The sequence below is a fragment of the Streptomyces sp. SCA2-17 genome (genome assembly GCF_044336695.1).
On sequence record NZ_CP117521.1, the window covers coordinates 6,464,983 to 6,490,522 of the forward strand.

Genomic DNA, 25,540 nt, shown 5'->3' on the forward strand with positions numbered 1-25,540 from the left:
TCTGGTGTCCCCTGCCCTTGGCTGCTGTGCGCCCGCCGCCTTGAGCAGCAGGGCCAGTCCTTCAGACGCCGTGGCGCACCCTGCCGGTTCACCGGATGTCCCTGCTGGTTCACCGGACCGGGCGGGAAAACAGGCCCGTGGCCGCGCCGGAGGGGATGGGGGCGCGGCCACGGGCGGCCCCGGAGGGCCGGATGGGGAAGGGGTGCGGTCAGTGGGCGCCGGGCGCGGCGGTCAGGGCCCGGCCGTGGTGACGGCTGATGTTCTTCTCCAGCAGCGACAGGCATTCGGCGACGCCGATGCTGTCGGGGGTGTGCTCGGGCAGCCGCCCGTCCCGGGCCTTCAGCCCGGCCAGCGCCTCGTCCATGGCCGACTGCGCGGCGAAGAGGCACGGGGTGCTGTAGATCGCCACGTCCACGCCGAGCCCGGACAGCTCCGGCAGCGACAGCCGGGGCGACTTGCCGCCCGCGATCTGGTTGAAGAGGAGGGGCTTGTCGCCGATGACGTCCCGGACCTTGCGGATCCAGTCGGTGCTGCGGACGCCGTCGACGAGCAGGACGTCCGCGTCGGTGGCGGCCAGGGCCTTGGCGCGCCGCAGGATCTCCTGCTCCTCCGTGGCGTCGGTCCGGGCGACGACGACGAGGTCGCGGCGGGAGTCGAGGACCATGTTCAGCTTGTCCAGGTACTCCTGCAGGGGAAGGATCTGCTTGCCGTCGACGTGCCCGCAGCGGCGCGGCCGCTGCTGGTCTTCCAGGATCACCCCGGAGGCGCCGGCGGCTTCCAGCTGCTGGACGGCGTGGCAGGCGGTCTCGGGGTCGACGTAGCCGTCGTCGATGTCGACGAGCAGGTGCTGCGCGGGGAAGGCGAGGCGCAGCCGCTGCACGAAGGCGACGATGTCGGGCCAGGCGATGAAACCTATGTCCGGAAGGCCGTAGTGGGAGGCCGCGAAGCCGAAGCCGGAGACGAACATGCCGTCGTAGTGCTGGGCCGCGACGGAGGCGGAGAACATGTCGAAGATGCCGATGAGGGGGGTGGTGCCGTCCGCGGCGATGGCGTCACGTAGCCGGGCGGGGTGGTTCACGGTACCCTCCGAAGACTGGTTTGGCGTCGGTTGGGCCCGCTTCGGCTGCTGTCTTTGACGGAAGCCCGCAGCCGCTGCGGGAGACGATGACCGACCGGAGGTCCCTGGGGTGCGCCGCGCGAAGGCGTACCCCAGGGATTTTTGCTGTGCTCTGCTACTGGTGGTGCCGGTCGGTGCCTTCGGGAGATTAGTCAAGAGATAGTCATGCAGCAATATAGGCAAGGTAAAAGCGGGTGGCCGGCGATGGTTTCACGCCGACCACCCGCGCCTCCGGAGCGTCGTGCGGGGCACACCGGTCCGCACTCGCCCCGCAGTTGAGGGGCCCCTTCCGGTCCCGTGGCCGGCCCCCGTGCATATGCCCGCGGATCGACCGGATCCCGCGGGTCGGATCACGTCGCGGCGGGCCGCCGCGGGCCGGGCCGGTGCCGGTGCCTACTGCTTGGAGAGGTTCCGGGCCTCGGCCCGGCCTTTGAGCTCCAGCTGCTCGGCGAGGTCGCGCAGGGCGCGGGCGCCGGCGATCTCCTCGCCGACGCGCGGCTCGTTGGGGTCGCGGGAGTCCCGGGTGGAGCTGGTCCGGGCGCGGAGCTCGGTGCCGTCGCGCAGTCGCAGGAGGGCGGCGGCCCGGGTACGGGATTCGTCCTCGTCGAATTCGATTTCTACGTGCCAGCCGGCGACCTGCATGGGCAAAACACCTCCGCCGTGTTGCAGCTTTCTGTGGCGGCCACTGTAAGTCGCCCCCTTCGGGCGCCCGCGCCCCCGCGCTCGGGCCGGGCCCAGGTCCACCCGTCCGGCTGCCCGCCCATCCGTATGCGGGATGCATGAATGCAATAGCCATGAATGCAGAAGGCATGTGTCGCCCGGGGCAAACAATGCAAGATCACGCAGCTGTGGCCTTGATCACACCGGACAGGGGCAATGCGCGAAAACGGTCATGTACGAGCCTGCCTTTCCCGGCCCGCGAATCCCTTTGCCCGTCCGGGAAATGCCCTTGTCACCCCGCTCTGACCAGCACTGATCGATCACTTACCGACGGAAATATCAATTCTCTGTGAAGTCTTGACGCCGCCCTTACGCGCCTCACACCATTCACGGCATGGAGTCCACCGACAGCCGGCCGAGCACCGAGGCGCAGCAGCGCCCCGGCGCCATGCCGTGCCACGGGGCGCACGCGTCCCACGGCAGGCCGGCCCGTCGGGCGACATCCGGCCGGCGGCGGCCCTTAAAGGGCTGACCTCCCCGCGCCGACCCAGCGGCGCCCAGGACGGCAGCAACAGCTCCGCCGCCCCGGGCCACGCACCCTCGTGCCCGCTCCCCCCTGCACGGCCGCAGACGACCCCGCACCCGGGGCCGCCCGCGCCCGGCCGGTGGAGAGGACATGCCCGGCTCACGGCCGGCGGGCATCGCACCACCCCCCGGAGGAACGGCTTCGCCGGCCGGCCCTCCGGGTCACCGGGCCCACCCCCTCGCAGCACCACCACGGCCCGGTCCTGCCCCCTCCAAAGAAGGCGAAGTACCACATGAGTGACCGCACCCTCACTGCGGCCGAAACCCAGCCCGCCGCCACGGCGGCGCCGGCGGCCTCCGCGCACGTGGACGCCGGCGATGCCGGGTACAGCAAGGACCTCAAGTCCCGCCACGTCAACATGATCGCCATTGGTGGAGCGATCGGCACCGGACTCTTCCTCGGTGCCGGCGGCCGCCTGGCGAGCGCGGGACCCTCCCTCTTCATCGCGTACGCCGTCTGCGGCCTCTTCGCCTTCTTCGTCGTCCGGGCCCTGGGCGAGCTCGTCCTCTACCGCCCGTCCTCCGGCGCCTTCGTCTCCTACGCCCGTGAGTTCATGGGCGAGAAGGGCGCCTTCGCCGCGGGCTGGCTCTACTTCCTGAACTGGGCCACCACCGGCATCGCCGACATCACGGCGGTCGCCACGTACACGCACTACTGGAGCATGTTCAGCGACATCCCCCAGTGGGTCCTCGCGCTGATCGCCCTCGCGGTCGTGCTCACCGTGAACCTGATCTCGGTGAAGTACTTCGGTGAGATGGAGTTCTGGTTCGCGATCATCAAGGTCGCCGCGATCTCCACCTTCATGGTCGTCGGCATCTTCCTGCTGGCCAGCCAGCACAAGGTCGGCGACGGCACCCCGGGTCTGAGCAACATCGTCGACCACGGCGGCATCTTCCCGTCCGGCGTGATGCCGATGCTGATGGTCATCCAGGGCGTCGTCTTCGCCTACGCCTCGGTCGAGCTGTGCGGCGTCGCCGCGGGCGAGACGAAGAACCCCGAGAAGATCATGCCGAAGGCGATCAACTCGATCATGTGGCGCGTCGGCCTCTTCTACGTCGGCTCCGTCATCCTGCTCGCGGTGCTGCTGCCCTACGCCGCCTACCACGCCGGCGAGAGCCCCTTCGTCACCGTCCTGTCCAAGATCGGCGTGCCGTACGCGGCCGGCGTGATGAACCTCGTGGTCCTCACCGCGGCGCTCTCCAGCCTGAACTCCGGCCTCTACTCCACCGGCCGCATCCTGCGCTCGATGGCCATGTCGGGCTCGGCGCCGAAGTTCACCGGCAAGATGAACAAGGGCCAGGTCCCCTACGGCGGCATCCTGCTCACCGCGTTCTTCTGCGTGCTGGGCGTCGGCCTGAACTTCGTCGTCCCGGCGGACGCCTTCGAGATCGTGCTGAACTTCGCCGCCATCGGCATCATCGGCACCTGGGGCATGATCATGGTCTGCTCCCTGCTGTTCTACCGCCGCTCCAAGGAAGGCCGGGTCACCCGCCCCGGCTACAAGCTGCCCTGGGCCCCGTACACCCAGATCGTCACGCTGCTCTTCCTCGCCGGCGTGCTGGGTCTGATGGCGGCCGAGCCGGGCGCCGGGCGCACCACCGTCCTGTGCCTGCCGATCATCGTGGCCATGCTGATCGGCGGCTGGTACCTCGTCCGCGGCCGGGTCGCGAAGATCCAGCGCGAGAACGAGCTCGCCCGTGCGGAGGCCGGTCAGTCCTGACCGGATGAAGCAAGAGAGGCGCCCACCCCGGAAGACCGGGGTGGGCGCCTCTGCGCGTGCCTGCGGCTCGGCCCGGGCCCCCTGTCTGCGGCTCGGCCGGGCCCGGCGCCTACGGTTTGACCGAGTCCACGCCCGACCGCCCCGCACGCCACTGCCCCCGAGTGAAGTCCGGGATCTCCTGCGGCGCCCCCTTCGCTCTGATGGAGGCGTGGCTGAGCGGCACGGGCGCGCTCCACGTGGCCGCGTCGTAGACGTCGAAGTCCGGCACCAGGCCCCGCTGCATGCACTGCATGAGCCGGAAGACCATGATGTAGTCCATGCCGCCGTGCCCGCCGGGCGGGTTCGCGTGCTCCTTCCACAGCCAGTGGTCCCACTGCGCGTACGCCCCGAAGTCCCCCCACTCGTCCCCGGACATCTCCGGCTCCAGGTAGATCCGCGGCGGATAGTCCTCGAACACGCCCTTCGTGCCGCCCAGCGTGTTCACACGGCTGTACGGGTGCGGGTTGGAGACCCCGTGCTCCAGGCGGATCACCCGCCCCTTCGCCGTCTGCACCAGGCTCACCGACAGGTCGCTCCCGACGTACGTCTCCTTCCAGCTCTGATCACCCGGCGGCATGTGCTGCGCGCGGTAGGCGGCGAGCCCGGCGGCGGGGGAGCCCACCGTCGAGATCCGCACCGCGCGGTCCCCGCGGTTGACGTCCATGTAGTTCGCCACCGGCGCGAAACCGTGCGTGGGATAGATGTCCCCCCGCAGCCGGGTGTGCCACTGCCGCCGCCACGGGCCCTCGTAGTACGTCGGCGAGAACATCAGCTCCCGCAGGTCGTGCAGGTACGCCCCCGCACCGTGCAGCAGCTCGCCGAAGACCCCCGCGTGCGCCATCCGCAGCACGCGCATCTCGTTCTTGCCGTAGCAGCAGTTCTCCAGCTGCATGCAGTGCCGCCGCGTCCGCTCGGACAGGTCCACCAGCCGCCACAGCTGATCCAGCTCCATGGCGGCGGGGCACTCCACCCCCACGTGCTTGCCGGCCGTCAGGGCCGCCTCGGCCATCGGGAAGTGCCACTCCCAGGGCGTGGCCACGTACACGAAGTCCACGTCGCCGCGCCCGCACAGCTGCGCGTAGTCGTCCTCGCCCTTGGTGTAGAGCGCCGGAGCCGGCTGCCCCGCCGCCTTCACCGTGGCCGCGACCTTCTCCGCCTTCGCCCGCACTGTGTCGCACAGCGCCACCACCCGGACCCCGGGCACCGCCAGGAACAGCTCCGCCATCGAGGCGCCGCGGTTGCCCAGCCCGACGATCCCGACCCGCACGGTGCCGCGCCGCTCGAACGGCACCCCGATCATGCTCGCGCCCTGCCGCCGCGGGACCGCCGCGGCGGGTGCTGCCGCTGCGGTGGCGGCCTGGGCCGAACCCGCGCCGAGGCCCACCCCCACCCCCGCGCCCGCGGCGCCGGCGGACTTCAAGAGGAAGCGGCGGCTGACACCGGGGTCCTGGGCGCGGCCGGGTGTCTCCGGCTCCGGCTGCCGGGGGTTCTGCGGAGCTGACTCGTGCATCGGTCCTCCTGGATACAAGGGGCTGATGTGAGCTGCGGCGCGTACGTGAACCTCGCTGACTTCGTGACGTCGGTAAGTGACCCTGACGGCTGTGACAGGGGCAACGCAAGAGGGCTCGCGCGACGAGATTCCGCCGTTCCCCCGGGCCCCGCTCACGGCCGTCGCGGCCGCCGGCGGCCGTGCGATGCTGGTCAGGTGATGCTGACGGACCTGGTCCGGCTCCGCCGGGCGCGCGACACGATGGACCGCGACTACGCGGAGCCCCTCGACGTGCCCGCGCTGGCCCGCTCGGCCCACATGTCGCCCGGCCACTTCTCCCGCAGCTTCCGCGCCGCCTTCGGCGAGACCCCGTACAGCTACCTCATGACCCGCAGGATCGAGCGGGCCAAGGCCCTGCTCCGCCGCGGCGACCTGTCGGTGACGGACGTCTGCTTCGCGGTCGGATGCACCTCACTGGGGTCGTTCAGCTCGCGGTTCACCGAGCTGGTGGGCGAGAGCCCGAGCGCGTACCGGGCGCGCCCGCACGAGCAGGGCGCGGCCGTACCCGCCTGCGTCGCCAAGATCTTCACGCGGCCGGTCAGGAACGCGGAACCGGTGGGGGACGCGAGACCGGCGAGGAACGCGGAACCGGTCAGGATCGGAGAAGCGCAGCACGCGGCCCGCCCGTAGCGTGAGCTGCATGGACATCAAGCTTTCACAGTGCTTCATCGCCGTCGACGACCACGACAAGGCACTCGCCTTCTACCGGGACGCGCTCGGCTTCGAGGTGCGCAACGACGTCGGCTTCGAGGGCATGCGCTGGGTGACGGTCGGCGCCCCCTCGCAGCCCGACGTGGAGATCGTGCTCGAACCGCCCGCCGCCAACCCCAACGCCTCCCCGGCCGACAAGCAGGCCATGGCGGAGCTGCTCGCCAAGGGCATGCTGCGCGGCGTGATCTTCTCGACCGACGACTGCGACGCCGCCTTCGAACGCATCCGGGCCTCGGGCGCCGAGGTGCTCCAGGAGCCGATCGACCAGCCGTACGGGGTCCGCGACTGCGCCTTCCGCGACCCCGCGGGCAACATGCTGCGCTTCGCCCAGCGCCGCGCCGCGTGAGCCCGCCGCCCGCTCAGGACGCGTCGTCGTCGGACGGGTCGTCGTCCTCGAAGAACTGCGTCTCGTAGAAATCCATGAGCTGCTCCGCGGTGCGCCCGGTCGTGCGGGCGAAGTCCTGGGCCACCGCGGCGGCCCAGTTCCCCAGGGACAGGGCCAGTGCCAGGATGCCGTCCGTGCCGTGCTCGGCCTGGATGGCCTTGATGGTGGCCAGGTTCACCCACGGCACGACGCCCGGCTCCTTCTCCGCCACGGTGCGGCGCAGGAGTTCGATGACGGTGCGGGTCATCTCCGGCTGGAGCGGGCGCAGGCGCTCGCGCTCCTCCGTGACCCGGGCGACGATGCGGGCGCGCTGGTCCTTGTCCACGGACGTTCCCCTCCTTCGGCGGTGGCGACCGCCTACCGTAGGGCCGTTGCGGGCGCCCGGGGGAGGGTTTGGTGCGATGGTCAGCGTACGGGTGAGGCGGGATGGACGGGCGGTGCGTACGGGGCCGCCGCTGACGAAGGATCATCGGCGGGAGTCATGATCCGGCGTCCGCGGGCGAAAGCTCCGGCGCACTCGACCGGGACGTCGAGCCGCAGCGCGGTCACCGGCGCGCCGGAGAGCGGCGGCCGCTCCGTGCCGATGCGGTACGCGGTGCGGATCAGCTCGCCGTCCGGGCCGCTGTCGTCCACGCTCTCGAACCCGTCCCCGGAGGGGCTCCACCGGCCGTTGACCCGCCAGGTGTAGCCCAGTTCGAGCAGGCCGGGGGAGGGCCGGCACCAGGCGAACCGGCCGATGCTCAGCTCGCCGCTGATGCTGTCGAAACGGCTCCATCCGCGGCCGTCGGCCAGGAGCACGAGCTCGCTCGTCTCCATCGCGCCCGCGTCGAAAGGGGCGCTGCACCACTGGCCGGTCAGGTGCTCGTCGAGGGAAGCCACCCGGGGATTATCGCCCTACGGGTTCGCTGCGGGCGGTGCGGGCGGTGCGGGCGGTGCGGTGCCGGGGCCCCGGCACCGCGGTCGCCGGCTCGTCGGGTGTCACCGGAGGGAAATGCGGCTGGAGGCCTCCTTGGGGAGCTTCTCGTTGACGAAGGAGACGGTGTCGCCCACGGGAGATTCCTCGACGTCGGCGAGGTGGGCCAGCCGGTTCATCAGCGGCCGCGGGCTGAGCCCGCCCCCGCCGGCGGCCTGGGCGGTGCCGGATGCGGAGACGGCGCCGCACACCAGGAGGGCCGATCCCACAGCGATACGCGTCACGATGCGGTTCTTCATGTCTTGCAGAACGACCATGGGGACGAACCGACACGCAACCCCCGGAAAACACATGAAACGCATGGCGAGCACAGGGGTGTTGATGCCGGCAGGACCGTCGCCCGGTCCGGGGGGCCTTCGCGGAAAATCCCGGCGTAGAGATGATTTTTCACTCGACCGTGGGGCGAAAAATTTTTCCGCCCCACCGGCGGGGGTTCCGTGCTACTGTCTTTTCAGTTGCAGTTGTGGTTCCCAAAGACTTGCAAGTGTTCATCGGTCGGCCTCCAGTCGATGATGGCACTTTTTGTATTTCCGGCTTTTCCATTTCCGGACAGGGCAATCATCGCGGCGATGCGGGGTCCGCACAGTGTGGACCCCGGGTAATGCCCCGAAGGAGATTAATATGGCTACCGGCATCGTGAAGTGGTTCAACGCTGAAAAGGGCTTCGGCTTCATCGCCCAGGACGGCGGCGGCGCCGACGTCTTCGCCCACTACTCGAACATCGCCACCCAGGGCTTCCGTGAGCTCCAGGAGGGCCAGAAGGTGACCTTCGACGTCACCCAGGGCCAGAAGGGCCCCCAGGCGGAGAACATCCTCCCCGCCTGACGCCCGTCGCCTGACGTGTGCTGAACGCAGCCGGGGCCCGCACCTTGGGGTGCGGGCCCCGGCTCGTTGCTTTTCCGCTCCATTCCGGCAGGCGGCCCGTGGCCGCCGGGGAATTCTTTCGATACGCGCCGGCCGGCATCCCGCCCCCGGGTTTCCCTCCCACCTCGTCGAGGCACTATGCGCTGCGTTATCGCCCGTTTCCCCTTCGATCTCGTCAAGAGCGAGGTCGAGCAGATGATGAAGGGCGTTGCGCCTGAGCCCGCCGTGGGTGCCTGCGTGGCCATCGGCCGCCGCACGTATCCCGTCAAGCAGGTCGGGCAGGTGATCACCCGGCAGGACCGGCGTGATTTCACCGCCGACGAGGTCACCCGTGCGCTGACCCGGCTGGGCTTCACCTGCCGCTCGGTGCCCTCCGAGCCGGCCGGCCCCGTGCCCGGAAGCCTGCTCTGAGCGACCCCACGAGCCCTGCCCCGCGGCCGGCCGGTTCCGCCGGCCGGGTGCAGCCCCGCCGACCCGCCCGCCATAGCCTTGCCCCGGGTCCCCTCCCCGCGGAGCATGCGGCTCATGGCACGTTGCGAGGTTTGCGGTAACGACTACGACCTGGCGTTCTCCGTGGAGACCCGGGACGGTTCGCGTCACGTCTTCGATTCCTTCACCTGCGCCATCCACAAGATGGCCCCCGTCTGCGAGCACTGCCGGGTCAAAATCATCGGCCAGGGCGTCGAAGCGGACGGCCACTGGTACTGCGGAGCCCACTGCGCACGCTCCGAGGGCAAGGTGGGAATCGTGGACCGCGTCTGACGGGCACGGCCACCGGGTCGACGACCGGCGCCTGGGTGGAGGCGGCGGCCGGTGTCCGGGGCGGAACGGGGTGCAGGGGCCGGGGTTGCTCCGTAGGCTCGGGGGCGGAGTATTCGCCGGCGGCCCACGTGGAGTCTTTGATGACCACAGCACGGGACTTGATGATGACCGCCATGGACGCGGCGTCGACGCACCCCGTGGAGCCGGGCGATCTCTCGCTCGCGCTGGCGGGAGCGGAGGTGATCGACCTCCTGGCCGCCGGGGCCGTCATCCTGGACGGCGACCGCCTCGTGCCCGGCGCTCCGGCAGCTCCGGCGGATCGTGTGCTGGGCGAGGCCGCGGCGTCGCTCGTCCGGGAAGCGCCCTATGAGCCGGTCGGCGACTGGCTGTGGCGCAGGGGCCGCGGCCTCGCGGCGGTCTACCTGGGCGCCCTGGAGGCGGACGGGCAGCTGACGCGGCGAGGCAGCCGCTGGATGCCGTTCCGGTCCGGCCGGGCGGTCCCGGCCGATTCCGCCGACCACCGCCTCGCCGAGGACCGCCTGGCGGCGGACGAGCCCGTGCTCGCCGGCCTCGCGACGGCCGTCGGGATCCGCGGCGAGAGCGGCGCGGACGGGGAGGCGCCGGTCGAGGCCGGTGACGAGGCCGAGACCGTGCTCGCCGCGGTCAATGACGCGCTGCTCGACCTGGAGGCCGTACGGCAGCGGCGGACCATCGAGCAGGCGGCCTTCGACAACATCTGGCGGGGCCCCTGAAAGAACCTGGCCGTCCGGCCTAGGACCGGCGCGCCGCCCGACGTGGTCCCACGGGCCGATACGGCGGCCGGCGACCGCGCCTAGCGTGCCCCGTATGGACACTACGGACACCCCGGACACGAGCGGCGTGCTCGACGAAGCGTTCCAGCGGCTGCACGCCTCGGGCCCGGAGCGGCTCGGGCGGCTCACCAACCACGCCCCCATGGTGGTCGAGGCGCTCGTCGCCCACGGCCGCCCGGACGCGGTGCACCGCTGGCTCGATCTCTACGAGGAGCGGCTGGAGGAGTTCCCGGCCGCCGTCGCACCCGTCACGGACGCCGACTGGCCCGGCGCGCTCGGCGACCCGCGCCGGGCGGCCGACTGGATCGCCTACTTCGGCCGCGCGCTCTCCGAACACGGCCGGCAGAGCGTGCTCGCGACGTGGTGGCCCCGTTTGCTGCCGGGCATGTACGGAGGATCGACCCATCCCGTGATCCGCGTCGGCCACGCCGTACGCGCCCTGCTCCGCGACGGCGAGAGCGAGCCCCGGCTGACCGAACTCGCCCACGCGCTCGGTTACTGGGCCGCCCGCCACCACCCGCTCACCGGCATCACCTGGCTCCCCGGCCGGCCGCACGCCGCCGCGAGCCTGCACGCCGTACCCCCGGTCCCGGCCGCCGAGGGCGGCTTCCCGGCGCGACTGGCCCGCGTCGAGCGGCTGCCCGCCTGGGCCGGTGACGTCACCGACCCGGACACGGCCCGGCGCCGGCTCGCGGAGCTGGTGCGCGCCGCGACCCACCGCTACGCCACCCACGGCCACGGCGACGCGACCATGCTCGTGCACGCGGCCACGGCTCCCAGCGCTGTTCTGCGCACCCTCCCCGCGCTGCCGCGGCCCCTGTGGGCGCCGAGCCTGCACGCGGCCTGGAAGGCGTCGGCCGCGGTCACGGCGATGTACGCCCCGGCGGAAGCCGTCCCGTACGCCTCCTCGGGCGGTGTCGCCGCCGCGGACGTGCTGGAGCGCGCGGTGGCGCACGGCGACGAACACGTCATCAAGTTCGCCGACACGGCCCTCGACGTCGCCGACGAGCAGGCGCACTCCGCCGCACTGCGGGCGATCGAGCTCAGCGAGCCCCTCGCCTGACCTCCGGCGGTCAGGCGAGTGCGGCGCGGACCGCGGCAGGCTCAGACGACCGGGCCGGCTCCCAGCCGCGTCACGAGGTCGTGCCAGGCCGCGTCCAGGCGGTCGAGGGGCATGCCGCGCTCGACGGAAAGGTGGTGGACGAGGGCGGTGTCGAGGGAGCCCAGCAGCGTGTGCGCGAGGAGCTCGGCGTCGCCCTCCACGCCCGCCCCGCGCAGGAGCATGGCGACGTGCGTGAGGCGCAAGTGGCGGGCCGGGACGCTGTAGGCGCGCAGCGGGTCGGTCCGGGTGGCCAGGATCAGGTCGTGGTGGTCCCGCTCGTGGCGGATGAGGGCGGGCCCGAAGGCGTGCAGGCGCTGCGCCGCGGGCGCGCCGGGGCCCAGGGGCGGCGGGCCCGAGATGAAGGCCGCCTGGAGCTGCTCTTCGCGGTGGTCCAGGAGCGCCAGCAGGAGGCCGGTGCGGTCGCCGAAGCGCCGGAAGACGGTGCCCTTGCCGACACCGGCCGCCGCGGCCACGGCCTCCATGGTCAGGCTCGCAACCCCGCACCGGGCCGTCAGCTGTGACGCGGCCTCCAGCAGGCGCGTGCGGTTGCGTGCCGCGTCGGCTCGCAGCTGCGGAGCCTCGCCGATCGGGATGAGCGCGAGGCCCGGACGGTCGCCCCGGGTGCTGTCGGGGGCGTCTTCGGGGCCGCCGGGGTCCGGGCAGGGCGGGGGCGGGGGGAGGCCGGTCATGGGACCAGCGTAGCGCGTAGGACAACTAACTGGACCGCGGTCCGGATAAGTGCTACAACTTTAAACAGGGCCCCGGTCCGGTTTCCCTCTTGTCGCTCACCCCTATGGAGATCACCATGTCCGTCCGCATCCTCACGCTCGTCGGCAGCCTCCGCGCCGGGTCCCACAACCGCCGCCTCGCCGAGGCGGCCGTCAAGATCGCCCCCGAGGGCACCGACGTCCAGATTTACGAGGGCCTCGCCGACGTCCCCTTCTACAACGAGGACATCGACGTCGAGGGGAGCGTCCCCGCGGCCGCCGTCGAGCTGCGCGAGGCCGTGGCCCGCGCCGACGCGCTCCTGCTGGTCACGCCCGAGTACAACGGCACCATGCCGGCCGCGCTGAAGAACGCCATCGACTGGCTGTCGCGCCCGTTCGGCGGCGGCGCGATCGCCGGGAAGCCGGTCGCCGTGGTCGGCACCGCCTTCGGCCAGTACGGCGGGGTGTGGGCGCAGGACGAGGCCCGCAAGGCCGTCGGCATTGCCGGCGGCACGGTGGTGGAGCACGCCAAGGTCGCGATCCCCGGCTCCATGACGCGCTTCGCCGAGCTGCACCCCGTCGAGGACGCGGAGGTCACCACCGGCCTGACCGCGGTCATCGAGAGCCTGGCCGGAGCCCGCGCCGCCGCGTAACCGGCCGCCCTGCCCGCCTCGGGCCCACAGGCCCCCGTCGCGCCGTCAGCGCTTCGGGGGCCTGACCCATCCCTTCTTGACCAGCTGGTCGCAGTGCCACTTGCCGTAGCGCTTGCTCTCCCCGCGCTTCTGGGTGGCCTTGATGCAGTCCGCGTAGGGGAAGGGCGGCTTGCCGGCAGGCGGGTGCGCCGCCGGCAGGTGCACGGCGGGCGGGGCCGCCGGGGCCGGTCGCGCCGCGGGTTGCGCGGCCGCCGCGGGTGCGGCCAAGGCGCCGACCACGACGGCCGCGGCCGCCAGGATCCTCATACGACGCACAGTTTCCCTCCGCCTTCTCGTTTTCATGCCGGTTCATGCCGGTTCATTCCGGCTCGTACCGGGGCATGGCGATTCGTGCATACGGGCCAACGAGCCGGAGCACGGCGGGAAACGTTTCCCGGGCGGGGTTTCACTCCGAGGGCGACGGCAAGCCGCTTCACACCGCCGAACGGGCGATTCCGGCGTCCAGGGCGGCGCAGAGCCAGTCGTGGGCGGCGCCCGGAGTCGGCTGCGCCGGGCCGTACAGCTCGGCGGCGAGCTGCCAGTAGAGGTCGATGCGGGGATCCGCGGCGAGCTGGCTGCTGAGCTCGCAGCGGAAGGCCGGGGTGTCGCGCGTGCCGCGCGAGCGCGCGTAGGCCGCGACGAAGCAGTCGAGCGCCTCGCCGTCGTACGGCTGCCGTTGCGCCCGCAGGTCGGGCGAGGCCAGGGCATACGCCTCGCCGAGGCCCTCGTAGAGCATGGCCGGGCGGTAGCCGCCTCCGGTCCGGTGCGCCGCGGGCTGCCAGTTGCTGACGTCGGACGCTCCGGTGCACGGGCCCGAGACGAGGGCGTGCAGCCGGGCGAAGGCCAGGACCTGCGCCGGGGTCGGGTCCGCGGGCGGCGCCGGCACTGCCTGGTCGACGACCGCGGACAGCACCCGCGCCGGAAGCCGCGGCGGCAGCCAGCGGCGCCAGAACCGGGCCAGCGCGGCCGTGCTGGGCGGGGCGGACACGGCGCCGATCAGGCGCAGCCGGTCGGCGCGCTCGCCCGCCGGGCAGTCCCGTACGAGCTGAAGGGCGGCCTCCCGCCAGCGCAGGGCGGCCAGTTGCGTGCCGAGCTCCCGCAACTGCCCCGCGACGACGTCCTCCAGGGCGTCCTCGGAGTCCAGGACCCGGCCCACGTCCGGGACCGGCAGGTCGAGGGTGCGCAGGGAGCGGATCAGGCGCAGCCGGTCGAGGGCCTCGGGGCCGTACCGCCGGTGGCCTCCGGCGCTGCGGCCCGCCTCGGGCAGCAGGCCGCGGTCCGAGTAGAAGCGGACGGTCTTGACGGTGACGCCCGCGTGCTCGGCGAGCTCTCCGATGCTCCACATGCCGTCAGGTGACACGGCTTGAACCTCCCCCAGCTGGAGCTTTTACCGTACCGGCGAGCGCGGACGGCCCGGCGGGCCGGGCCTGCGGACCGAGGCGTACGAGGCCGCACGACGGCCTGCGAGGAGGAGAGCGTGACGACATTCGTCCTGGTGCCGGGTGCCCACACCGGCGGCTGGATCTGGGAGGACGTGGCCGCCCGGCTGCGGGAGGCGGGCGCCGAGGCCCGTCCCGTAACACTGACGGGTATGGGCGGTGGCGGCGACGAGGCGGGCGCGGACACCCGTACCGGCATCGACCTGGACACACACATCGAAGACGTGGTGCGGCTGATCGACGAGATCAATGAGAGTGACGGGAGCGGCGCGCCCGAAGTGGTGCTGGTCGGCCACTGCTACGGCGTCCACCCGGCACTCGGCGCCGCCGCCCGGCGCCCGGGACGGGTCGCCCGGGTCGTCTACGTGGACACGACCGTGCCTCAGGACGGCGCCCCGGCCCTCGAACTGATACCGGATCAGACGCTCCGGGACGCCGTGCGGAAGCGGGCGGGGGAGCCCGGGGCCGGGGCCGACGGGCGGCTCTCCCCGCCGGCGCCCGCCGAGTGGGAGCGGTGGGGCAGCCTCGCCGGCATCCCCCAGGACGCGCTGGACCGGCTGACCGGCCTCGCCGCCCCGCAGCCCCTGGCCACGCTCACCCGGCCGCTGCATGCGCCGGGCGGGGCGGTCTCCGAACTGCCGACGACCGGCATCCTCTGCACCGCCGGCGGAGCCGGCATCGCCCTGGTCGAGTCGCTCGTGAGGATGGGGGACCCGGGCCTCCTGGAGCTCGTCCACCCGCGGGTCGGCTTCTTCGAACTCGGCACCGGGCACTGGCCGATGCTCTCCGCCCCTGGAGAGCTGGCCGAAATCCTCCTCCGCGCCGCCGCGGACGAAGGACACCGGCTGTCCGCGGAGCCGGCGGACGAACCGCCGTCCCATCTGCGGCCCTTCCTCCTGGACGTACCGGAGCAGCGCCGCGAGCGCGCGGGGCGGGTCGATCTCCACCTGCCCGAGGCCGGCGGCCCCCGCCCCGCGGTGGTCTTCGTCCACGGCGGACCGGTCCCCGCCGACGTGCGGCCGACGCCGCGCGACTGGCCGCTCTACACGGGCTACGCGCAGTACGCGGCGAGCCTGGGGGCGGTCGGGGCGACGGTGGACCATCGGCTGCACGACCTCACCGACTACGAGCGCGCCGCCGAGGACGTCGCCGCGGCGGTCGAACGCGTACGGGCCGACCCGCGCGTCGACGGGGAGCGGGTCGCGCTGTGGTTCTTCTCCGGCGGAGCGTTGTTGTCGGCGGACTGGCTGGCCGCGCCCCCGCCGTGGCTGAGGTGCGTGGCGGCGACGTACCCCGTCCTCGTCCCGCTGGCGAACTGGGGGCTGGCCGGGTCGCGCTTCCGGCCCGCGGATGCGGTGCGCGCGGCCGGGTCCTTGCCGGTCGTACTGACCCGGGCGGGCCGGGAGTTCGCGGAGCTCGCGGCGACCGTCGAGGAGTTCCTCACGGCCGCCGGGGACTGCGGGGCCGCGGTCGAGGTGATCGACGTGCCGGACGGCCGCCACGGCTTCGACACGGCTGACCGCACCGAGCAGGCGCGCGGCGCCGTGGAACGCGCGATGCGGTCCGTCCTGGGGCACCTGCGCGCTTCATGACGCGCCGGCGGCGCGCCAGGCGCGGTCGAAGTCGCTGACCGACGCGAACCGCTGCCCGGGCTCGGCCCGGGTGGCCCGTTCTACGACGGTGAGCCGAGCGGGCCCGCCCCGCCAGGCGCGTTCGCAGTCACCGGAGCCGAGGAGCAGGCGGGCGGCGCGCCCGAGAGTGAACACGGTGGTGCGGATGTCGATGACGGCCCCGCGCGCGAACTCCTCGGGCGCCATGAACCGCGTGGAGCCCGGCAGCCGCTCCTCCTCCAGGACGAACGGGCCCGGACGGTATTCGTCCATGTCGACGAGGTGGATGGTGCGGGCGGCGAAGTCGTACAGCAGGGAGCCGTCGTAGAAGTCCACGGCGACGTGGCCTGCGTCCTCCACCGCGAGGTGGGCGCTCAGGATCCGCTCGAAGGCGCGCACGACGAGGGGGAGGGGCAGCGCCCGGAAACGTGCCGTGGCGCTGCCGGGGGCGGTGCGGCCCGCGGATCCGTGGACGGCGGGATGGTAGAGGACCTCGCCGTCGCGCCACGGCATGACCACCGCCCAGCCGTCCCGTAGGGCGATGCGGTGCACCTGCGGCACGATCGCCGGGTGCTGTACGGCCCGGTGGAAGGCCCAGGCCCGGTCGAGGGACCGCCGCGCGTCGCGGGTGACGGCTTCTTTGACGAACCAGCGCTCACCGTCGGCGAGACGGACGCCGTAGGACACGCACCCTGAGTCCTGTCCCCGGAAGGCAGCGAAGATCCTTCCGATCCGGTCGAGATGGGCCTCGATCGATACGGATGAGGTCCGGGAGCAGTCCAGTAACGGGTGAGGGGGCATGCCGTCATCGTGCCACCTTCGGGGCGCGGCTTCGGGTGTTGCTGTGGCGTCGTTGCGGCGTCGCCGTTGCGCTGGTGGCCGGGGACGGGTGCGGCCCCGCCGCGTGGGGGAGGGGCCGCGCCGTTCCGGGCCTACTCGACGACGAGCTCGACGGAGATGTTGCCCCGCGTGGCCTTCGAATACGGGCAGACCTGGTGGGCCTGCTCCACGAGGCGGGTGCCCGTCTCGCCGGCGAGGGTGTCGGGGAGTTCGACGCGGAGGACGACGGACAGGCCGAAGCCGGTGTCGTCCTTCCCGATGGAGACCTCGGCGGCGACGGAGACGTCCTTCGTGTCGACCTTCGCCTCGCGGCCGACCAGTCCGAGCGCGCTCGCGAAGCAGGCCGCGTAGCCGGCGGCGAAGAGCTGCTCGGGGTTGGTGCCCTGGCCGTTGCCGCCGAGCGCCGGGGGCATGGCCAGGGCGAGGTCGAGCTGCCCGTCCGAGCTCACGGCGCGGCCTTCGCGGCCGTTGGCGGTGGCGACAGCGGTGTACAGCGCATCCATGGGAGCTCCTTCGTTCGGCAGGTTCCTGTGCGGGGCGGGCGGCGCCTTCGCACAGCCATGAGCATTGCACACAACTTAGTTGTGCACAACTTAATCGTGGTGCGGGTTAGTCTTGGGCCATGACCGCTCCGCACCCTCCCCTCCCGGACGACGCGGAGCTGCTCCGCCTCGACCACCAGATCTGCTTCTCGCTGCACGCCGCGGCCCGCGCCTTCGGCGGCGTCTACCGCGACGCCCTCAAGGACCTCGGCCTCACCTACCCCCAGTACCTCGCGATGCTGGTCCTGTGGGAGGAGCCCGACCCCCAGCCGGTCAAGGCCATCGGCGAGCGGCTGAGGCTCGACTCCGGCACCCTCTCCCCGCTGCTCAAGCGGCTCGAATCGGCCGGCCTCGTGGCACGCGAGCGCAGCGCGGAGGACGAGCGCTCGGTCGTCGTCCGCGTCACGGAAGCCGGTGAGGGGCTGCGCGAGCGCGCCCTGCCGGTGCCGCGCAGCATCGCCGCCGCGTCGGGCCTGTCGCTTGAGGACGCCCGCACTCTGCGCGGGCTCCTGGAGCGGCTCACCGAGAGCCTCGACGCGGCGCAGGCGGGGGAGCGCTGACCCGGCCCGCCTGGCCGCTCACCTGCGACGCGCGGGCCCGGCCGCGCCGTGCCCGGTTCGTAAGGATCATCCGCTTATCGTGACCCCATGGGTGATCCCATGGGTGAAGAGAGCAACCCCGGCGCGCCGCGCGGCACCGGCCCGGCGCCCGCCCCCGCCGGTGCCGGGCGGCACGACCGTACGCGCCGGCACGCGTTCCGCCACTCGCCGTTCTTCCCCGCCACCGTGCTCCTGCTGATCGTGGCCGCGTCCGCCGGGCTCTTCGCCGGCTCGTACACGTACGCCATGGCCAACCCGACCCCGCACAACATCCCCACCGCGGTCACGGGCGTCCCCGCGTCCGAGATCAAGCGGGCCGAATTCGTCCAGGGCATGGAGAAGGCGCTCGGGGCCGAGCTCCGGCTGCGCCACTTCACCACCTACGAGGCCGCCCGGAACGCCGTCGACGACCAGCAGGTCTACGCCATCCTCCAGGACCGTCCCGGCGCGGCCGGACTGGACGTCTCCGGGGCCTCCGGCGCGACCGTCGCCCAGCTCCTGACCGAGACCGCGCCGGAGGTCGGCAAGACCATCGGCGTGCCCGTGGCCGTCAAGGACATCAATCCCCTGCAAAAAGGCGACCCGCGAGGACTCGCGCTCTTCTACATCACGCTCGCCGCGGTCATCGTCGGATTCGTCGGCGCCATTCAGCTGGGTGTCCACGCCTCCGCGCTCAATCCCGCCGAGCGCATCGCCTTCACCGCCGGATACTCCGTGCTGGGCGGATTCACCATTGCCGCCGTCGTGGACTGGGCGCTGGGCGCAGTGCGGCTGCCGTTCACGGAATCCTGGTTCATTCTCGCGCTGACGATGTTCACGTCGGGAATGGTCTTCACGATGTTCAACGCCCTTTTCGGGCGGTGGGCGATGCTGCCCACATGGGGGCTGATGGTCCTGCTGGGCAACCCTTCCTCCGGTGGCGCCGTCTCCTGGCCGCTGCTGCCCTCCCTCCTCGGCGAGATCGGCCGCTGGCTGCCGCCCGGGGCCTCCGTAAACGCTCAGCACACGGCCGTGTACTTCCGGCAGTACCAGCACTTCTTCCCGTTCGCCGTCCTCGGGGCCTGGGCCGTCCTCGCCTGCGCCGTCTTCTGGACCTGGCGCCACCGCCACCCGGGCGGACGCGACACGAGCGCGGCCGCTCCTGTGTGAAGACCCGCTCGCTTTACGTGACAACCGGGGCCGCTCCGTGTGAGGCCGCCCATGAGGCCTGGGTCACTTACGAAACGCGTTAGTGGATACGAGGGCGGAATGAGGGGGAAAGGGCGGGGTTTTTCCAGGGGCTATGAGCGGGCGTAGTAGGTCACCGTGCTTGTCAGGGGTTTTGGCCGCCGCTAACAATTGCGGAGTCGCTGGGCGCCGTCGACCGAGAAACGGCGCTTCGTTATTGCGCCGCTTCAGGGCCGGGCGACATCCGCGATCGGAAGGTTCAGCTCAGACATGCGCTCCACCATCTCCCGCTATAACCGTCTCCCGAAGATTCACAAGTTCTCCGTCGCCGGCCTTGCCGCGACCGGTGCCGCCGTCGTCGCGGTGGCCGTCGCCCCGCACGCTTTCGCCGCCGGCACCGCTTCCGCTGCTTCGGTGAAGCCGGTGGCGTGGAGCGCCGAGTCCTTCGGTGAGACGCAGCAGGGTGCGCTGGAGGCGCAGACCGCCGCCGCTGTTACGGCTGCCAAGGCCGACGCCGGCAAGGCGCAGGCCGACAAGGCGCGTGCCGAGAAGCAGGCCGCCAACCGGTCCACCGAGCGCAAGGCCCTCGCGGCCAAGCCCGCCGCCCCGGCCGCCAAGCCTGCCGCTCCGGTGAAGAAGGCTTACGCGAACGACGTGGACGGCTGGATCAGCGAGGCTCTGGACATCCTGCGTGCGAAGGGCATCCCCGCCTCCTACGAGGGCATCAAGAAGAACGTGATGCGTGAGTCGACCGGTAACCCGCGGGCGATCAACGGCTGGGACGTCAACGCCGCCAACGGTGTGCCGTCGAAGGGCCTGCTCCAGATGATCGACCCGACGTTCAAGGCGTACCACGTCGAGGGCACGTCCTGGGACATCTACGACCCGGTCGCCAACATCACCGCCGCCTGCAACTACGCCGCCGACAAGTACGGCTCGATGGACAACGTCAACTCCGCGTACTGATCCGGAGCCGACAGCAGACAGCTGAACACCATCGCGAGGGCGGTGGCACCCCGGAACGCAACCCGGGGCGCCACCGCCCTTCGCGCGTTCGTGCTGGCGGTGCTGGGCCTGTTGCTGGAGCAGGCCTCGTACCCGTACCAGATGCTCGCCGAGCTGTGGCAGCGCAGTGACAGCCACGCGGTCGCCATCACGCGCGGCACGCTCTACAACACCGTCGCCGCCCTCAAAGAGGCGGGGTGGATGGCCGTTCAGGGCCGGCAGCGCTCGGGAAACCGTCCGGAGCGGACCGTCTACGCGCTCACGGAGGCGGGACGCGAAGAACTCGTACGACGGCTGGACGGCCGGATCCGTAACCCCGAGCGGGAGTTCACCCGCTTCCTCGGAGCCGTCACCTACCTCGGCGCGCTCGGTCCGGACGGTACCGTGGCAGCCCTCACCGAGCGGGCGCAGCGGCTCCGGCAGCGCACGGCGGCCGACGAGGAGCGCCTGGCTTCCGCACGGGCGGCCGGCGGGGCCCTTCGCCGCGCCCTGCTCGAAACCCGGTCGAGAGGAATCGCCCCATGACGCCGACAGTGCACGACGGAATGCTCTTCGGGATATACCCGGGCGGTGTCGCCGGTGACGACACCGGAGGCCTGGCAGCAGGCCCGCCCGACGACCCGTCCCGCATCACCGCCGCGCTCGACCTGCTCCAGGGGAGGCCCGGCCGCCCCTTCCTCGTCCGCGCCTACACCCGCTTCAACGACACCACCGCGCTCGGCCGCCCTCATGCCACGTCCGCGCCGGCCGACGCGGCCCGGTACGCCGTGCGGGGCCGCCGCCTGGATCTCGTCGCCCAGTACCAGTCCGCCGCCGGTGACATCGAGGGCTACTGCGCCTTCCTTCGCGAACTGGTCGAGCAGTACGGGGCCGTCACGAGCACCCTGCAAGTGACGGAAGAGCCGAACATGACGTCGATGCCCACCCTGGACGGCGCCTACCCCGGCGTGCAGGAGGCGATCGTCCGCGGGGTGACCGCGGCCAAGGAGCGCGCACGCGCCCTCGGGCACACCCACCTGCGGGTCGGCTTCAACACCACCCCGCTCTTCGGGCCGGCCGCCTCCTTCGTCACCGACCTGACCCGCCGGGCAGGCGACGCCTTCCTCGCCGACCTGGACTACGTCGGCCTGGACTTCTTCCCCGACGTCTTCCGGCCCGTCGCCGCGCCCGCCCTCCCGGACGCCGTCGAGGGGCTGCTGCGCCACCACCGCCGTACGGTCCTGGACCCTGCCGGCCTCGGGCACCTGCCCCTGCACATCACGGAGAACGGCTGGCCCACCGGCCCCGGCAGGCCCGTCCACCGGCAGGCCGAAGTCGTCGAGACCGTGGTCGGAGTGGTCGCCGCCCAGGTCGGGACGCTCGGACTGAGCGGCTACACGCACTTCGCCCTGCGCGACGCCGACAGTGAGCAGCCCGGCCTGTTCCACCGGTTCGGGCTCATGACCGACGACTACGCGCCCAAGCCCGCCTTCTCCGCCTTCGCCGGACTCGTCGAACGCTTCGGCTGAAAGCCGGGGACGGGGTGTCCGGTTCCGGGCTTGGAGGCCCTGTGAAGAGCGTGGAGAATCCGCACCGTCACGTCACGCCATGCATCTCAAGTCACATCAGTGAGGAGAAGTCATGCGCTCGGTGAAATCCCCGGTGAAGTCGGTGAAGTCGGTGAAGGCAGCCCTCGCGCTCGGCGTCGCGGCGCTCGCCGCGGCCGGAAGCCTCGCCGCGCCCGCCACCGCAGCCGCGCCCGCCACCCACTCCGGCGGCAAGGCCATGACCTGGACGCTGATGGCGGACGGCCCCAGCGGGACCGTGCAGGTCGGCGGCGGCGCCCTGAGCAACCCGTACCAGGGCGACACCGCCACGACCACGGCCCTGCCCGTGCTCTGCCTCAGGATCGACGGCCGGGCCGCCCCCGCCGGCATCACCCCCGGCTTCTACGCGGGCTGGGCCCGCGGAGCCGTCGCCGCCACCAACCCGATCCGCGGCACCCGCCTGACCAGCCGCGCCGCCGCCGACGGCGTCTGCGCGAACACCTTCGGCGAGGGCTGGCGCATGGCCGAGTTCCACGACGGCAGATACGGCCCCAACCTGGAGAGCTCGGGAGGCTGGAGCTTCTGGGCCTACGGTGACGTCCCCGCCGGCACGCGCTTCTGGACGGCCATCAACGACCAGCCGGCCAACCCCTGGAACAACTGACCGCCCCCGTCCCGGCCCCCGCCCTGCCGGGGGCCGGGCAACCGGCCGGGCGGATTACGCGCGCCATGCTCTGGGGATGCGGCGGGCGGATGGGGCGTGGTGTTCGGCCCATCCTCGTATGGAGCGGTACAGGGTGGGCAGGATGGGGTCCACCCTGTGCGTCACCTCGAACGGGTCGGTCATCGACAAGTAGCCTTGGTAGGCCTGGAAGGCCGTGACGCGCAGCAGCTGCGCCCGGTCCAAGTGCTCCCGCGCGAACGGCAGGTAGAACCGGTTCCACTGGCTCACCGACACGTAGGGCAGCGGCTGGAGCGCCGGCACGCCGTTGTCCGCGCGCCAGTCGTTGAGGGCGGACAGGATCGTGTCGAAGACCTCCGCGACGCGCGGGGCGCCGTCGCCGCGGCCCAGCACCGAGAGCCTGATCCCGTCGGGCCGGTCCCCTTCCACCAGCTTCCGGACGTGCCCGGCGATGTCGTCGGTGCTGACGATGTCCATGTACGCGCTCTCGTCGCCGACCAGCGCGGGGACGGCCCCGGTGCACAGCGAGGACGGCAGCCAGAAGAAGCCGCTGTAGCGGTCCAGGGAGCCGTCCCGGCGCGTGCCCATCACGATCGGGAAACGGACTACGTCCGCCGACGCGGACTCGGCGGCGATCAGCCGCTCGCCGGCTGCCTTGGACCACTCGTACGTGTTGCGGTAGGCGTCCGGCGACGTGGGCTCCACGCTGCCCGTCAGCCCGGTCGCGTAGGACGACGACAGATGGACGAGGCGGACGTCATCGCCCATCCACTTCAGCAGGGCGCGCAGCGGAGCCACGTTCGCCGCCTCCGCTTCCGCGGCCGAGAGGTTCCAGCGGGTGTCGGCCGCACAGTGGACCACCGCGTGCCAGGGGCCGCGCAGCGCTTCCGGGGGCTCCTCGGCGCCGATCCGCCAGGCGAACTGGCGGGAGCCGGAGCCGCCGCGGTTGCTCACCCCGTACACGTCGTGGCCCGCCGCGGCCAGCCGGCACAGGACCGCGCCGCCGACCGCGCCGGTGGCACCCGTGACGAGAATGCGTGCGGGGGGAGTCACGAGACGACGAGCCGCCTCTCGATCGCCCGGAGCATCTGCTCGGAGTTCTCCCGCAGCGCCTTCGTGGCGACCGGGTTGAGCATGTCGGCAAGGAGCGGGATGCCGATCTCGAAGTCGACCGAGAACGTCACGAGGGACGCGCCCCGGCCCTGCGGGTCCACCCGCCAGTAGCCGGTGAACCGGTCCAGGTCCCCCGAGATCTGATCGAACGTCATCGTGCGGGACGGCTCGTCGAGCTGATCCTCCTCGACCCACTCCAGCACCGAGCCCTTGAGAAGCACCGACCACTCGCTCACGCGCTTGCCGTGCGACTCGCCCCGCACCGTCACGGACTCGACGTTGTCCATGTAGGCCGCATAGTCCTCCAGGCGCGTGACGGCGCGCCACGTCTCTTCGACCGGTGCCTCGATCCGCAGGTTCACTTCGACTTGGGGCATGGCGGGTGCTCTCCTCTTGGGACGGTTCTCTCGGCGTGCGGTCCGGTTCGGAGGGTGCGGACGGTGCGGACCGCTCAGCCGGCCGGGTCGAAGCTGATCTCACGTCCTGTGCAGTGGTCCCCGACGACCTGGTCGCAGACGAGCAGGCTCGGCGGATGGTGGTGCGCGGCCAGGGAGTCGACGAGGAGCCGCGCCGCGGGGTGCCCCCGGGTGTACAGGCGACTCCCGATCACCGGGGTGACGGCCGACGTGACGCGGTCCCGTACGTCGCTGAGAGTGGCGCGCAGTGCGATCGCCGCGGCCAGGGCCGCGCGGCCACGGAGGACGCCGTCCTCGAAGTCCCGGCCGAGCTGGCGGCAGGCACCGCCGAGCGTCAGCACCTCCCGGGTCGCGCGGCCCAGGAGGGCGACGCGCGGACCGTACTGGCCGGAACCGGTCACCTGCGTGAAGGCCAGGTCGAGAAGGGCGCTGAGCACGCCGTGGTAGGTGGCGCTCAGCAGCACCGAGAACCAGACCATCCCGGAGATCACGTTGTCGTCGATGACGTCGGCCGGTCCGCGGTGGAAGACGAGACGGTCATCGAGCTCCACGTCCCGGAGCACGATCTTGGCCGTGTCCGAGCCGGTCATGCCCAGGGACGGCCAGTCGCCCTCCACCGTGAGCCCGGGGGAGGCGGCGGGACAGAGGGCGAGGATCGTCTCGTCCGTCGCCTCGACGCGGGCCGTCAGGCACACCAGGGTGGCGCTGGACGCCAGTGAGCAGGGGTACTTGACCCCGGAGACCAGATAGCCCTTGCCGGTCTCGACCGCCGACGACCGGCTGCTCATGAAGTTGGGGCTGCCGCCCGGCTCCGCGAATGCGGACGCGACGAGGGCGTGCGATCCGGCCATGCCCTCCAGCAGCATCCAGCTGGTGTCCCGGTGACGCCGCCAGTAGTCGGCCATCAGCCCCACGGTGAACGAGTGCATGTTCAGGGCGATGGCGACGGACGGGTCGGCGGCTCCCAGGGCGCGCTGCGCGGAGGCCACTTCGACCAGGTCGGCGCCGCCGCCGCCGAACTCCCGGGGGATGCCCAGCGCGGCGAAGCCGCTCGCCGCCACCTGCCGTATCCGGTCCGGGCCCGAGGCGCCGTCCGGCGCGGGGTCCGGCACCCAGCCGGCACGCCAGCCGGAGGCGAGCAGTGCCGCATGGGGCGGCTGCTCCCGATCTGCGGGCTTGCCCATGCTCAGGTGCTCCTCTCGTGGACCGGACGGGCCGGGGACGACGGTTGGTCCGGATGCGGCGGCTGACCGGGACACAGCGGCTGACCGGGTGGATCCGGCACCGGGCCACCACCATCGCGGCTCCGCCGCCGGGCACATGTGCACACCAGTGCCTGATCCTTCCCGGCAAGGCCGGCCGGCAGCGGCCGGGCCTGCGCCGACAGCTGCCTGAGCAGCCGCGCCGACGCCCGGCGACTGCGGCAGCGCAGGACCGGGGCGGAGCAGGATGCCAGCACGGGACGCATCCTGCGCAGCTCGCGGCACCGGAAGCCGGCGGCCTTGCGGACGAGGGCGGTCAGGCTGCGTACCGGGGGGTCGTCCGCCGCCAGCCCGGCCGGCACGTAGTCCCGGGGCCGGCGCCCCCGCAGCGCGTCCCGGCGCAGCCGCAGAGAGCGGCGTACGAGAGCGCCCGCGCACAGCCAGGGGTGCCGGTCGAGCAGGATCACGGTGTCCGCCTGCTCGACGCGCTGCCGCACGGTGCCGGCGAAGTTGCCGTCGATGATCCAGCGCGGTCCGGCGGCGAGCCGCTCCACCGTCCGCTCCCACTCCTGCGCAGGAGGCCTGCGCCAGCCCGCTCGCCAGTACAGGTCGTCGAGGTGGATCAGCGGCAGCCCCGTACCGGCCGCGAGGGCGTGGCTGAAGGTCGACTTTCCGCTGCCGGGGCTGCCCAGCACCACGATCCTGTGCGGCACGGCGCGC

31 protein-coding genes are annotated in these 25,540 nt (G+C 72.3%); 16 read left to right on the plus strand and 15 right to left on the minus strand.

What is annotated here, in order from left to right; all coding sequences use genetic code 11:
- Positions 1-208: 208 nt before the first annotated feature.
- Together PS271_RS28695 and PS271_RS28700 are read right to left on the minus strand one after the other, a co-directional pair.
- Positions 209-1,078, minus strand: a complete 870-nt coding sequence (locus PS271_RS28695; protein WP_398385901.1) for an isocitrate lyase/PEP mutase family protein — start codon at positions 1,076-1,078, stop codon at positions 209-211.
- A gap of 432 nt (positions 1,079-1,510) precedes the next feature.
- Positions 1,511-1,759 carry a dsRBD fold-containing protein gene (locus PS271_RS28700; RefSeq protein ID WP_356286448.1) on the minus strand — a complete coding sequence of 83 codons (249 nt, stop codon included), beginning with the start codon at positions 1,757-1,759 and terminating at the stop codon, positions 1,511-1,513.
- 836 nt (positions 1,760-2,595) lie between these two features.
- Between PS271_RS28700 and PS271_RS28705 the strand changes: the two genes are divergently transcribed.
- A complete protein-coding gene (locus PS271_RS28705) occupies positions 2,596-4,083 on the plus strand; it encodes an amino acid permease (protein ID WP_398385903.1) in 1,488 nt (495 codons plus the stop codon).
- A gap of 109 nt (positions 4,084-4,192) precedes the next feature.
- Here PS271_RS28705 and PS271_RS28710 read toward each other — a convergent pair whose 3' ends face one another.
- Positions 4,193-5,632, minus strand: a complete 1,440-nt coding sequence (locus PS271_RS28710) for a Gfo/Idh/MocA family protein (RefSeq protein ID WP_398385904.1) — start codon at positions 5,630-5,632, stop codon at positions 4,193-4,195.
- A gap of 198 nt (positions 5,633-5,830) precedes the next feature.
- On the opposite strand from PS271_RS28710, the gene PS271_RS28715 reads away from it, so the two are divergent.
- Positions 5,831-6,301: a helix-turn-helix transcriptional regulator gene (locus PS271_RS28715; RefSeq protein ID WP_398387105.1), complete on the plus strand. Its 471-nt coding sequence runs from the start codon at positions 5,831-5,833 to the stop codon at positions 6,299-6,301.
- A 10-nt stretch (positions 6,302-6,311) separates the two neighbouring features.
- Positions 6,312-6,728, plus strand: a complete 417-nt coding sequence (locus PS271_RS28720; RefSeq protein ID WP_120756395.1) for a VOC family protein — start codon at positions 6,312-6,314, stop codon at positions 6,726-6,728.
- A 13-nt stretch (positions 6,729-6,741) separates the two neighbouring features.
- Here the strand turns inward: PS271_RS28720 and PS271_RS28725 are convergent, their stop codons facing one another.
- The 3 genes from PS271_RS28725 to PS271_RS28735 all read right to left on the minus strand — a co-directional run bounded on the left by PS271_RS28725 (position 6,742) and on the right by PS271_RS28735 (position 7,997).
- Positions 6,742-7,092 (minus strand): hypothetical protein, encoded by a 351-nt coding sequence (locus PS271_RS28725; RefSeq protein WP_398385906.1) that lies wholly within the window; start codon positions 7,090-7,092, stop codon positions 6,742-6,744.
- Between the two features lie 80 nt (positions 7,093-7,172).
- On the minus strand, positions 7,173-7,646 hold the full coding sequence (locus PS271_RS28730) for a hypothetical protein (RefSeq protein ID WP_398385907.1): 474 nt from the start codon (positions 7,644-7,646) through the stop codon (positions 7,173-7,175).
- A 99-nt stretch (positions 7,647-7,745) separates the two neighbouring features.
- Positions 7,746-7,997, minus strand: a complete 252-nt coding sequence (locus PS271_RS28735; RefSeq protein WP_120756124.1) for a hypothetical protein — start codon at positions 7,995-7,997, stop codon at positions 7,746-7,748.
- 364 nt (positions 7,998-8,361) lie between these two features.
- Here PS271_RS28735 and PS271_RS28740 point away from each other — a divergent pair, with 364 nt between their 5' ends.
- The 5 genes from PS271_RS28740 to PS271_RS28760 all read left to right on the plus strand — a co-directional run bounded on the left by PS271_RS28740 (position 8,362) and on the right by PS271_RS28760 (position 11,241).
- Complete coding sequence (locus PS271_RS28740; protein WP_120756123.1) at positions 8,362-8,565, plus strand: cold-shock protein; 204 nt, start codon at positions 8,362-8,364, stop codon at positions 8,563-8,565.
- A 177-nt stretch (positions 8,566-8,742) separates the two neighbouring features.
- The gene (locus tag PS271_RS28745) at positions 8,743-9,015 is read left to right on the plus strand and encodes an SCO5918 family protein (protein WP_398385909.1); all 273 of its coding nucleotides are present in this window, start codon (positions 8,743-8,745) and stop codon (positions 9,013-9,015) included.
- Positions 9,016-9,129: 114 nt separating this feature from the next.
- Complete coding sequence (locus tag PS271_RS28750) at positions 9,130-9,366, plus strand: metallothionein (RefSeq protein WP_120756121.1); 237 nt, start codon at positions 9,130-9,132, stop codon at positions 9,364-9,366.
- 140 nt (positions 9,367-9,506) lie between these two features.
- Positions 9,507-10,118 (plus strand): GOLPH3/VPS74 family protein, encoded by a 612-nt coding sequence (locus PS271_RS28755; protein ID WP_398385910.1) that lies wholly within the window; start codon positions 9,507-9,509, stop codon positions 10,116-10,118.
- Positions 10,119-10,212: 94 nt separating this feature from the next.
- On the plus strand, positions 10,213-11,241 hold the full coding sequence (locus PS271_RS28760) for a questin oxidase family protein (protein WP_398385912.1): 1,029 nt from the start codon (positions 10,213-10,215) through the stop codon (positions 11,239-11,241).
- 41 nt (positions 11,242-11,282) lie between these two features.
- Here the strand turns inward: PS271_RS28760 and PS271_RS28765 are convergent, their stop codons facing one another.
- Entirely contained in the window at positions 11,283-11,969 is a 687-nt protein-coding gene (locus PS271_RS28765; protein WP_398385913.1) for a TetR/AcrR family transcriptional regulator, read from the minus strand.
- Between the two features lie 116 nt (positions 11,970-12,085).
- Between PS271_RS28765 and PS271_RS28770 the strand changes: the two genes are divergently transcribed.
- Complete coding sequence (locus PS271_RS28770) at positions 12,086-12,640, plus strand: NADPH-dependent FMN reductase (RefSeq protein ID WP_398385914.1); 555 nt, start codon at positions 12,086-12,088, stop codon at positions 12,638-12,640.
- A 45-nt stretch (positions 12,641-12,685) separates the two neighbouring features.
- Here PS271_RS28770 and PS271_RS28775 read toward each other — a convergent pair whose 3' ends face one another.
- Positions 12,686-12,946 carry a hypothetical protein gene (locus PS271_RS28775; RefSeq protein ID WP_398385916.1) on the minus strand — a complete coding sequence of 87 codons (261 nt, stop codon included), beginning with the start codon at positions 12,944-12,946 and terminating at the stop codon, positions 12,686-12,688.
- 166 nt (positions 12,947-13,112) lie between these two features.
- Entirely contained in the window at positions 13,113-14,024 is a 912-nt protein-coding gene (locus PS271_RS28780) for a helix-turn-helix domain-containing protein (protein ID WP_398385917.1), read from the minus strand.
- Positions 14,025-14,156: 132 nt separating this feature from the next.
- Here PS271_RS28780 and PS271_RS28785 point away from each other — a divergent pair, with 132 nt between their 5' ends.
- The gene (locus PS271_RS28785) at positions 14,157-15,710 is read left to right on the plus strand and encodes an alpha/beta hydrolase (RefSeq protein WP_398385919.1); all 1,554 of its coding nucleotides are present in this window, start codon (positions 14,157-14,159) and stop codon (positions 15,708-15,710) included.
- Here the strand turns inward: PS271_RS28785 and PS271_RS28790 are convergent.
- Both PS271_RS28790 and PS271_RS28795 read right to left on the minus strand, forming a co-directional pair.
- Complete coding sequence (locus tag PS271_RS28790) at positions 15,705-16,529, minus strand: protein kinase family protein (protein ID WP_398385921.1); 825 nt, start codon at positions 16,527-16,529, stop codon at positions 15,705-15,707. The two genes, PS271_RS28785 and PS271_RS28790, sit on opposite strands and share 6 nt — an antisense overlap.
- Positions 16,530-16,660: 131 nt before the next feature.
- A complete protein-coding gene (locus PS271_RS28795; protein WP_367133259.1) occupies positions 16,661-17,071 on the minus strand; it encodes an organic hydroperoxide resistance protein in 411 nt (136 codons plus the stop codon).
- A 119-nt stretch (positions 17,072-17,190) separates the two neighbouring features.
- Here PS271_RS28795 and PS271_RS28800 point away from each other — a divergent pair, with 119 nt between their 5' ends.
- The 6 genes from PS271_RS28800 to PS271_RS28825 all read left to right on the plus strand — a co-directional run bounded on the left by PS271_RS28800 (position 17,191) and on the right by PS271_RS28825 (position 22,071).
- Complete coding sequence (locus tag PS271_RS28800) at positions 17,191-17,670, plus strand: MarR family winged helix-turn-helix transcriptional regulator (RefSeq protein ID WP_398385923.1); 480 nt, start codon at positions 17,191-17,193, stop codon at positions 17,668-17,670.
- A gap of 87 nt (positions 17,671-17,757) precedes the next feature.
- Complete coding sequence (locus PS271_RS28805; protein ID WP_398385924.1) at positions 17,758-18,858, plus strand: ABC transporter permease; 1,101 nt, start codon at positions 17,758-17,760, stop codon at positions 18,856-18,858.
- Positions 18,859-19,146: 288 nt separating this feature from the next.
- Positions 19,147-19,842, plus strand: coding sequence for a transglycosylase SLT domain-containing protein (locus PS271_RS28810; RefSeq protein ID WP_398385926.1), 696 nt, complete (start codon positions 19,147-19,149; stop codon positions 19,840-19,842).
- Positions 19,843-19,884: 42 nt separating this feature from the next.
- Positions 19,885-20,406 (plus strand): PadR family transcriptional regulator, encoded by a 522-nt coding sequence (locus PS271_RS28815; RefSeq protein ID WP_398378882.1) that lies wholly within the window; start codon positions 19,885-19,887, stop codon positions 20,404-20,406.
- A complete protein-coding gene (locus PS271_RS28820) occupies positions 20,403-21,389 on the plus strand; it encodes a hypothetical protein (protein WP_398378880.1) in 987 nt (328 codons plus the stop codon). The genes PS271_RS28815 and PS271_RS28820 overlap by 4 nt, the downstream gene beginning before the upstream one ends.
- A gap of 112 nt (positions 21,390-21,501) precedes the next feature.
- Positions 21,502-22,071, plus strand: coding sequence for a hypothetical protein (locus PS271_RS28825; RefSeq protein WP_398378878.1), 570 nt, complete (start codon positions 21,502-21,504; stop codon positions 22,069-22,071).
- A 54-nt stretch (positions 22,072-22,125) separates the two neighbouring features.
- Here the strand turns inward: PS271_RS28825 and PS271_RS28830 are convergent, their stop codons facing one another.
- The 4 genes from PS271_RS28830 to PS271_RS28845 form a co-directional block, all read right to left on the minus strand.
- The gene (locus PS271_RS28830; RefSeq protein WP_398378876.1) at positions 22,126-23,142 is read right to left on the minus strand and encodes an NAD-dependent epimerase/dehydratase family protein; all 1,017 of its coding nucleotides are present in this window, start codon (positions 23,140-23,142) and stop codon (positions 22,126-22,128) included.
- Positions 23,139-23,579 (minus strand): type II toxin-antitoxin system RatA family toxin, encoded by a 441-nt coding sequence (locus tag PS271_RS28835; protein ID WP_398378874.1) that lies wholly within the window; start codon positions 23,577-23,579, stop codon positions 23,139-23,141. Before PS271_RS28835 ends, PS271_RS28830 begins: the two co-directional genes overlap by 4 nt.
- Before the next feature lie 74 nt (positions 23,580-23,653).
- Positions 23,654-24,802: an acyl-CoA dehydrogenase family protein gene (locus PS271_RS28840; protein WP_398378872.1), complete on the minus strand. Its 1,149-nt coding sequence runs from the start codon at positions 24,800-24,802 to the stop codon at positions 23,654-23,656.
- Between the two features lie 2 nt (positions 24,803-24,804).
- Positions 24,805-25,533 carry a P-loop NTPase family protein gene (locus PS271_RS28845; RefSeq protein ID WP_398378870.1) on the minus strand — a complete coding sequence of 243 codons (729 nt, stop codon included), beginning with the start codon at positions 25,531-25,533 and terminating at the stop codon, positions 24,805-24,807.
- Between the last annotated feature and the right edge of the window lie 7 nt (positions 25,534-25,540).

Coding starts and splice junctions, on each gene's coding strand:
- PS271_RS28770 (WP_398385914.1), top strand. CDS start 12,086: ATGTCCGTCCGCATCCTCACGCTCGTCGGCAGCCTCCGCGCCGGGTCC.
- PS271_RS28800 (WP_398385923.1), top strand. CDS start 17,191: ATGACCGCTCCGCACCCTCCCCTCCCGGACGACGCGGAGCTGCTCCGC.
- PS271_RS28710 (WP_398385904.1), bottom strand. CDS start 5,632: ATGCACGAGTCAGCTCCGCAGAACCCCCGGCAGCCGGAGCCGGAGACA.
- PS271_RS28795 (WP_367133259.1), bottom strand. CDS start 17,071: ATGGATGCGCTGTACACCGCTGTCGCCACCGCCAACGGCCGCGAAGGC.
- PS271_RS28790 (WP_398385921.1), bottom strand. CDS start 16,529: ATGCCCCCTCACCCGTTACTGGACTGCTCCCGGACCTCATCCGTATCG.
- PS271_RS28760 (WP_398385912.1), top strand. CDS start 10,213: ATGGACACTACGGACACCCCGGACACGAGCGGCGTGCTCGACGAAGCG.
- PS271_RS28715 (WP_398387105.1), top strand. CDS start 5,831: ATGCTGACGGACCTGGTCCGGCTCCGCCGGGCGCGCGACACGATGGAC.
- PS271_RS28780 (WP_398385917.1), bottom strand. CDS start 14,024: ATGTGGAGCATCGGAGAGCTCGCCGAGCACGCGGGCGTCACCGTCAAG.
- PS271_RS28765 (WP_398385913.1), bottom strand. CDS start 11,969: ATGACCGGCCTCCCCCCGCCCCCGCCCTGCCCGGACCCCGGCGGCCCC.
- PS271_RS28820 (WP_398378880.1), top strand. CDS start 20,403: ATGACGCCGACAGTGCACGACGGAATGCTCTTCGGGATATACCCGGGC.
- PS271_RS28735 (WP_120756124.1), bottom strand. CDS start 7,997: ATGGTCGTTCTGCAAGACATGAAGAACCGCATCGTGACGCGTATCGCT.
- PS271_RS28835 (WP_398378874.1), bottom strand. CDS start 23,579: ATGCCCCAAGTCGAAGTGAACCTGCGGATCGAGGCACCGGTCGAAGAG.
- PS271_RS28805 (WP_398385924.1), top strand. CDS start 17,758: ATGGGTGATCCCATGGGTGAAGAGAGCAACCCCGGCGCGCCGCGCGGC.
- PS271_RS28755 (WP_398385910.1), top strand. CDS start 9,507: ATGACCACAGCACGGGACTTGATGATGACCGCCATGGACGCGGCGTCG.
- PS271_RS28750 (WP_120756121.1), top strand. CDS start 9,130: ATGGCACGTTGCGAGGTTTGCGGTAACGACTACGACCTGGCGTTCTCC.
- PS271_RS28810 (WP_398385926.1), top strand. CDS start 19,147: ATGCGCTCCACCATCTCCCGCTATAACCGTCTCCCGAAGATTCACAAG.
- PS271_RS28705 (WP_398385903.1), top strand. CDS start 2,596: ATGAGTGACCGCACCCTCACTGCGGCCGAAACCCAGCCCGCCGCCACG.
- PS271_RS28775 (WP_398385916.1), bottom strand. CDS start 12,946: ATGAGGATCCTGGCGGCCGCGGCCGTCGTGGTCGGCGCCTTGGCCGCA.
- PS271_RS28745 (WP_398385909.1), top strand. CDS start 8,743: ATGCGCTGCGTTATCGCCCGTTTCCCCTTCGATCTCGTCAAGAGCGAG.
- PS271_RS28700 (WP_356286448.1), bottom strand. CDS start 1,759: ATGCAGGTCGCCGGCTGGCACGTAGAAATCGAATTCGACGAGGACGAA.
- PS271_RS28825 (WP_398378878.1), top strand. CDS start 21,502: ATGCGCTCGGTGAAATCCCCGGTGAAGTCGGTGAAGTCGGTGAAGGCA.
- PS271_RS28840 (WP_398378872.1), bottom strand. CDS start 24,802: ATGGGCAAGCCCGCAGATCGGGAGCAGCCGCCCCATGCGGCACTGCTC.
- PS271_RS28740 (WP_120756123.1), top strand. CDS start 8,362: ATGGCTACCGGCATCGTGAAGTGGTTCAACGCTGAAAAGGGCTTCGGC.
- PS271_RS28720 (WP_120756395.1), top strand. CDS start 6,312: ATGGACATCAAGCTTTCACAGTGCTTCATCGCCGTCGACGACCACGAC.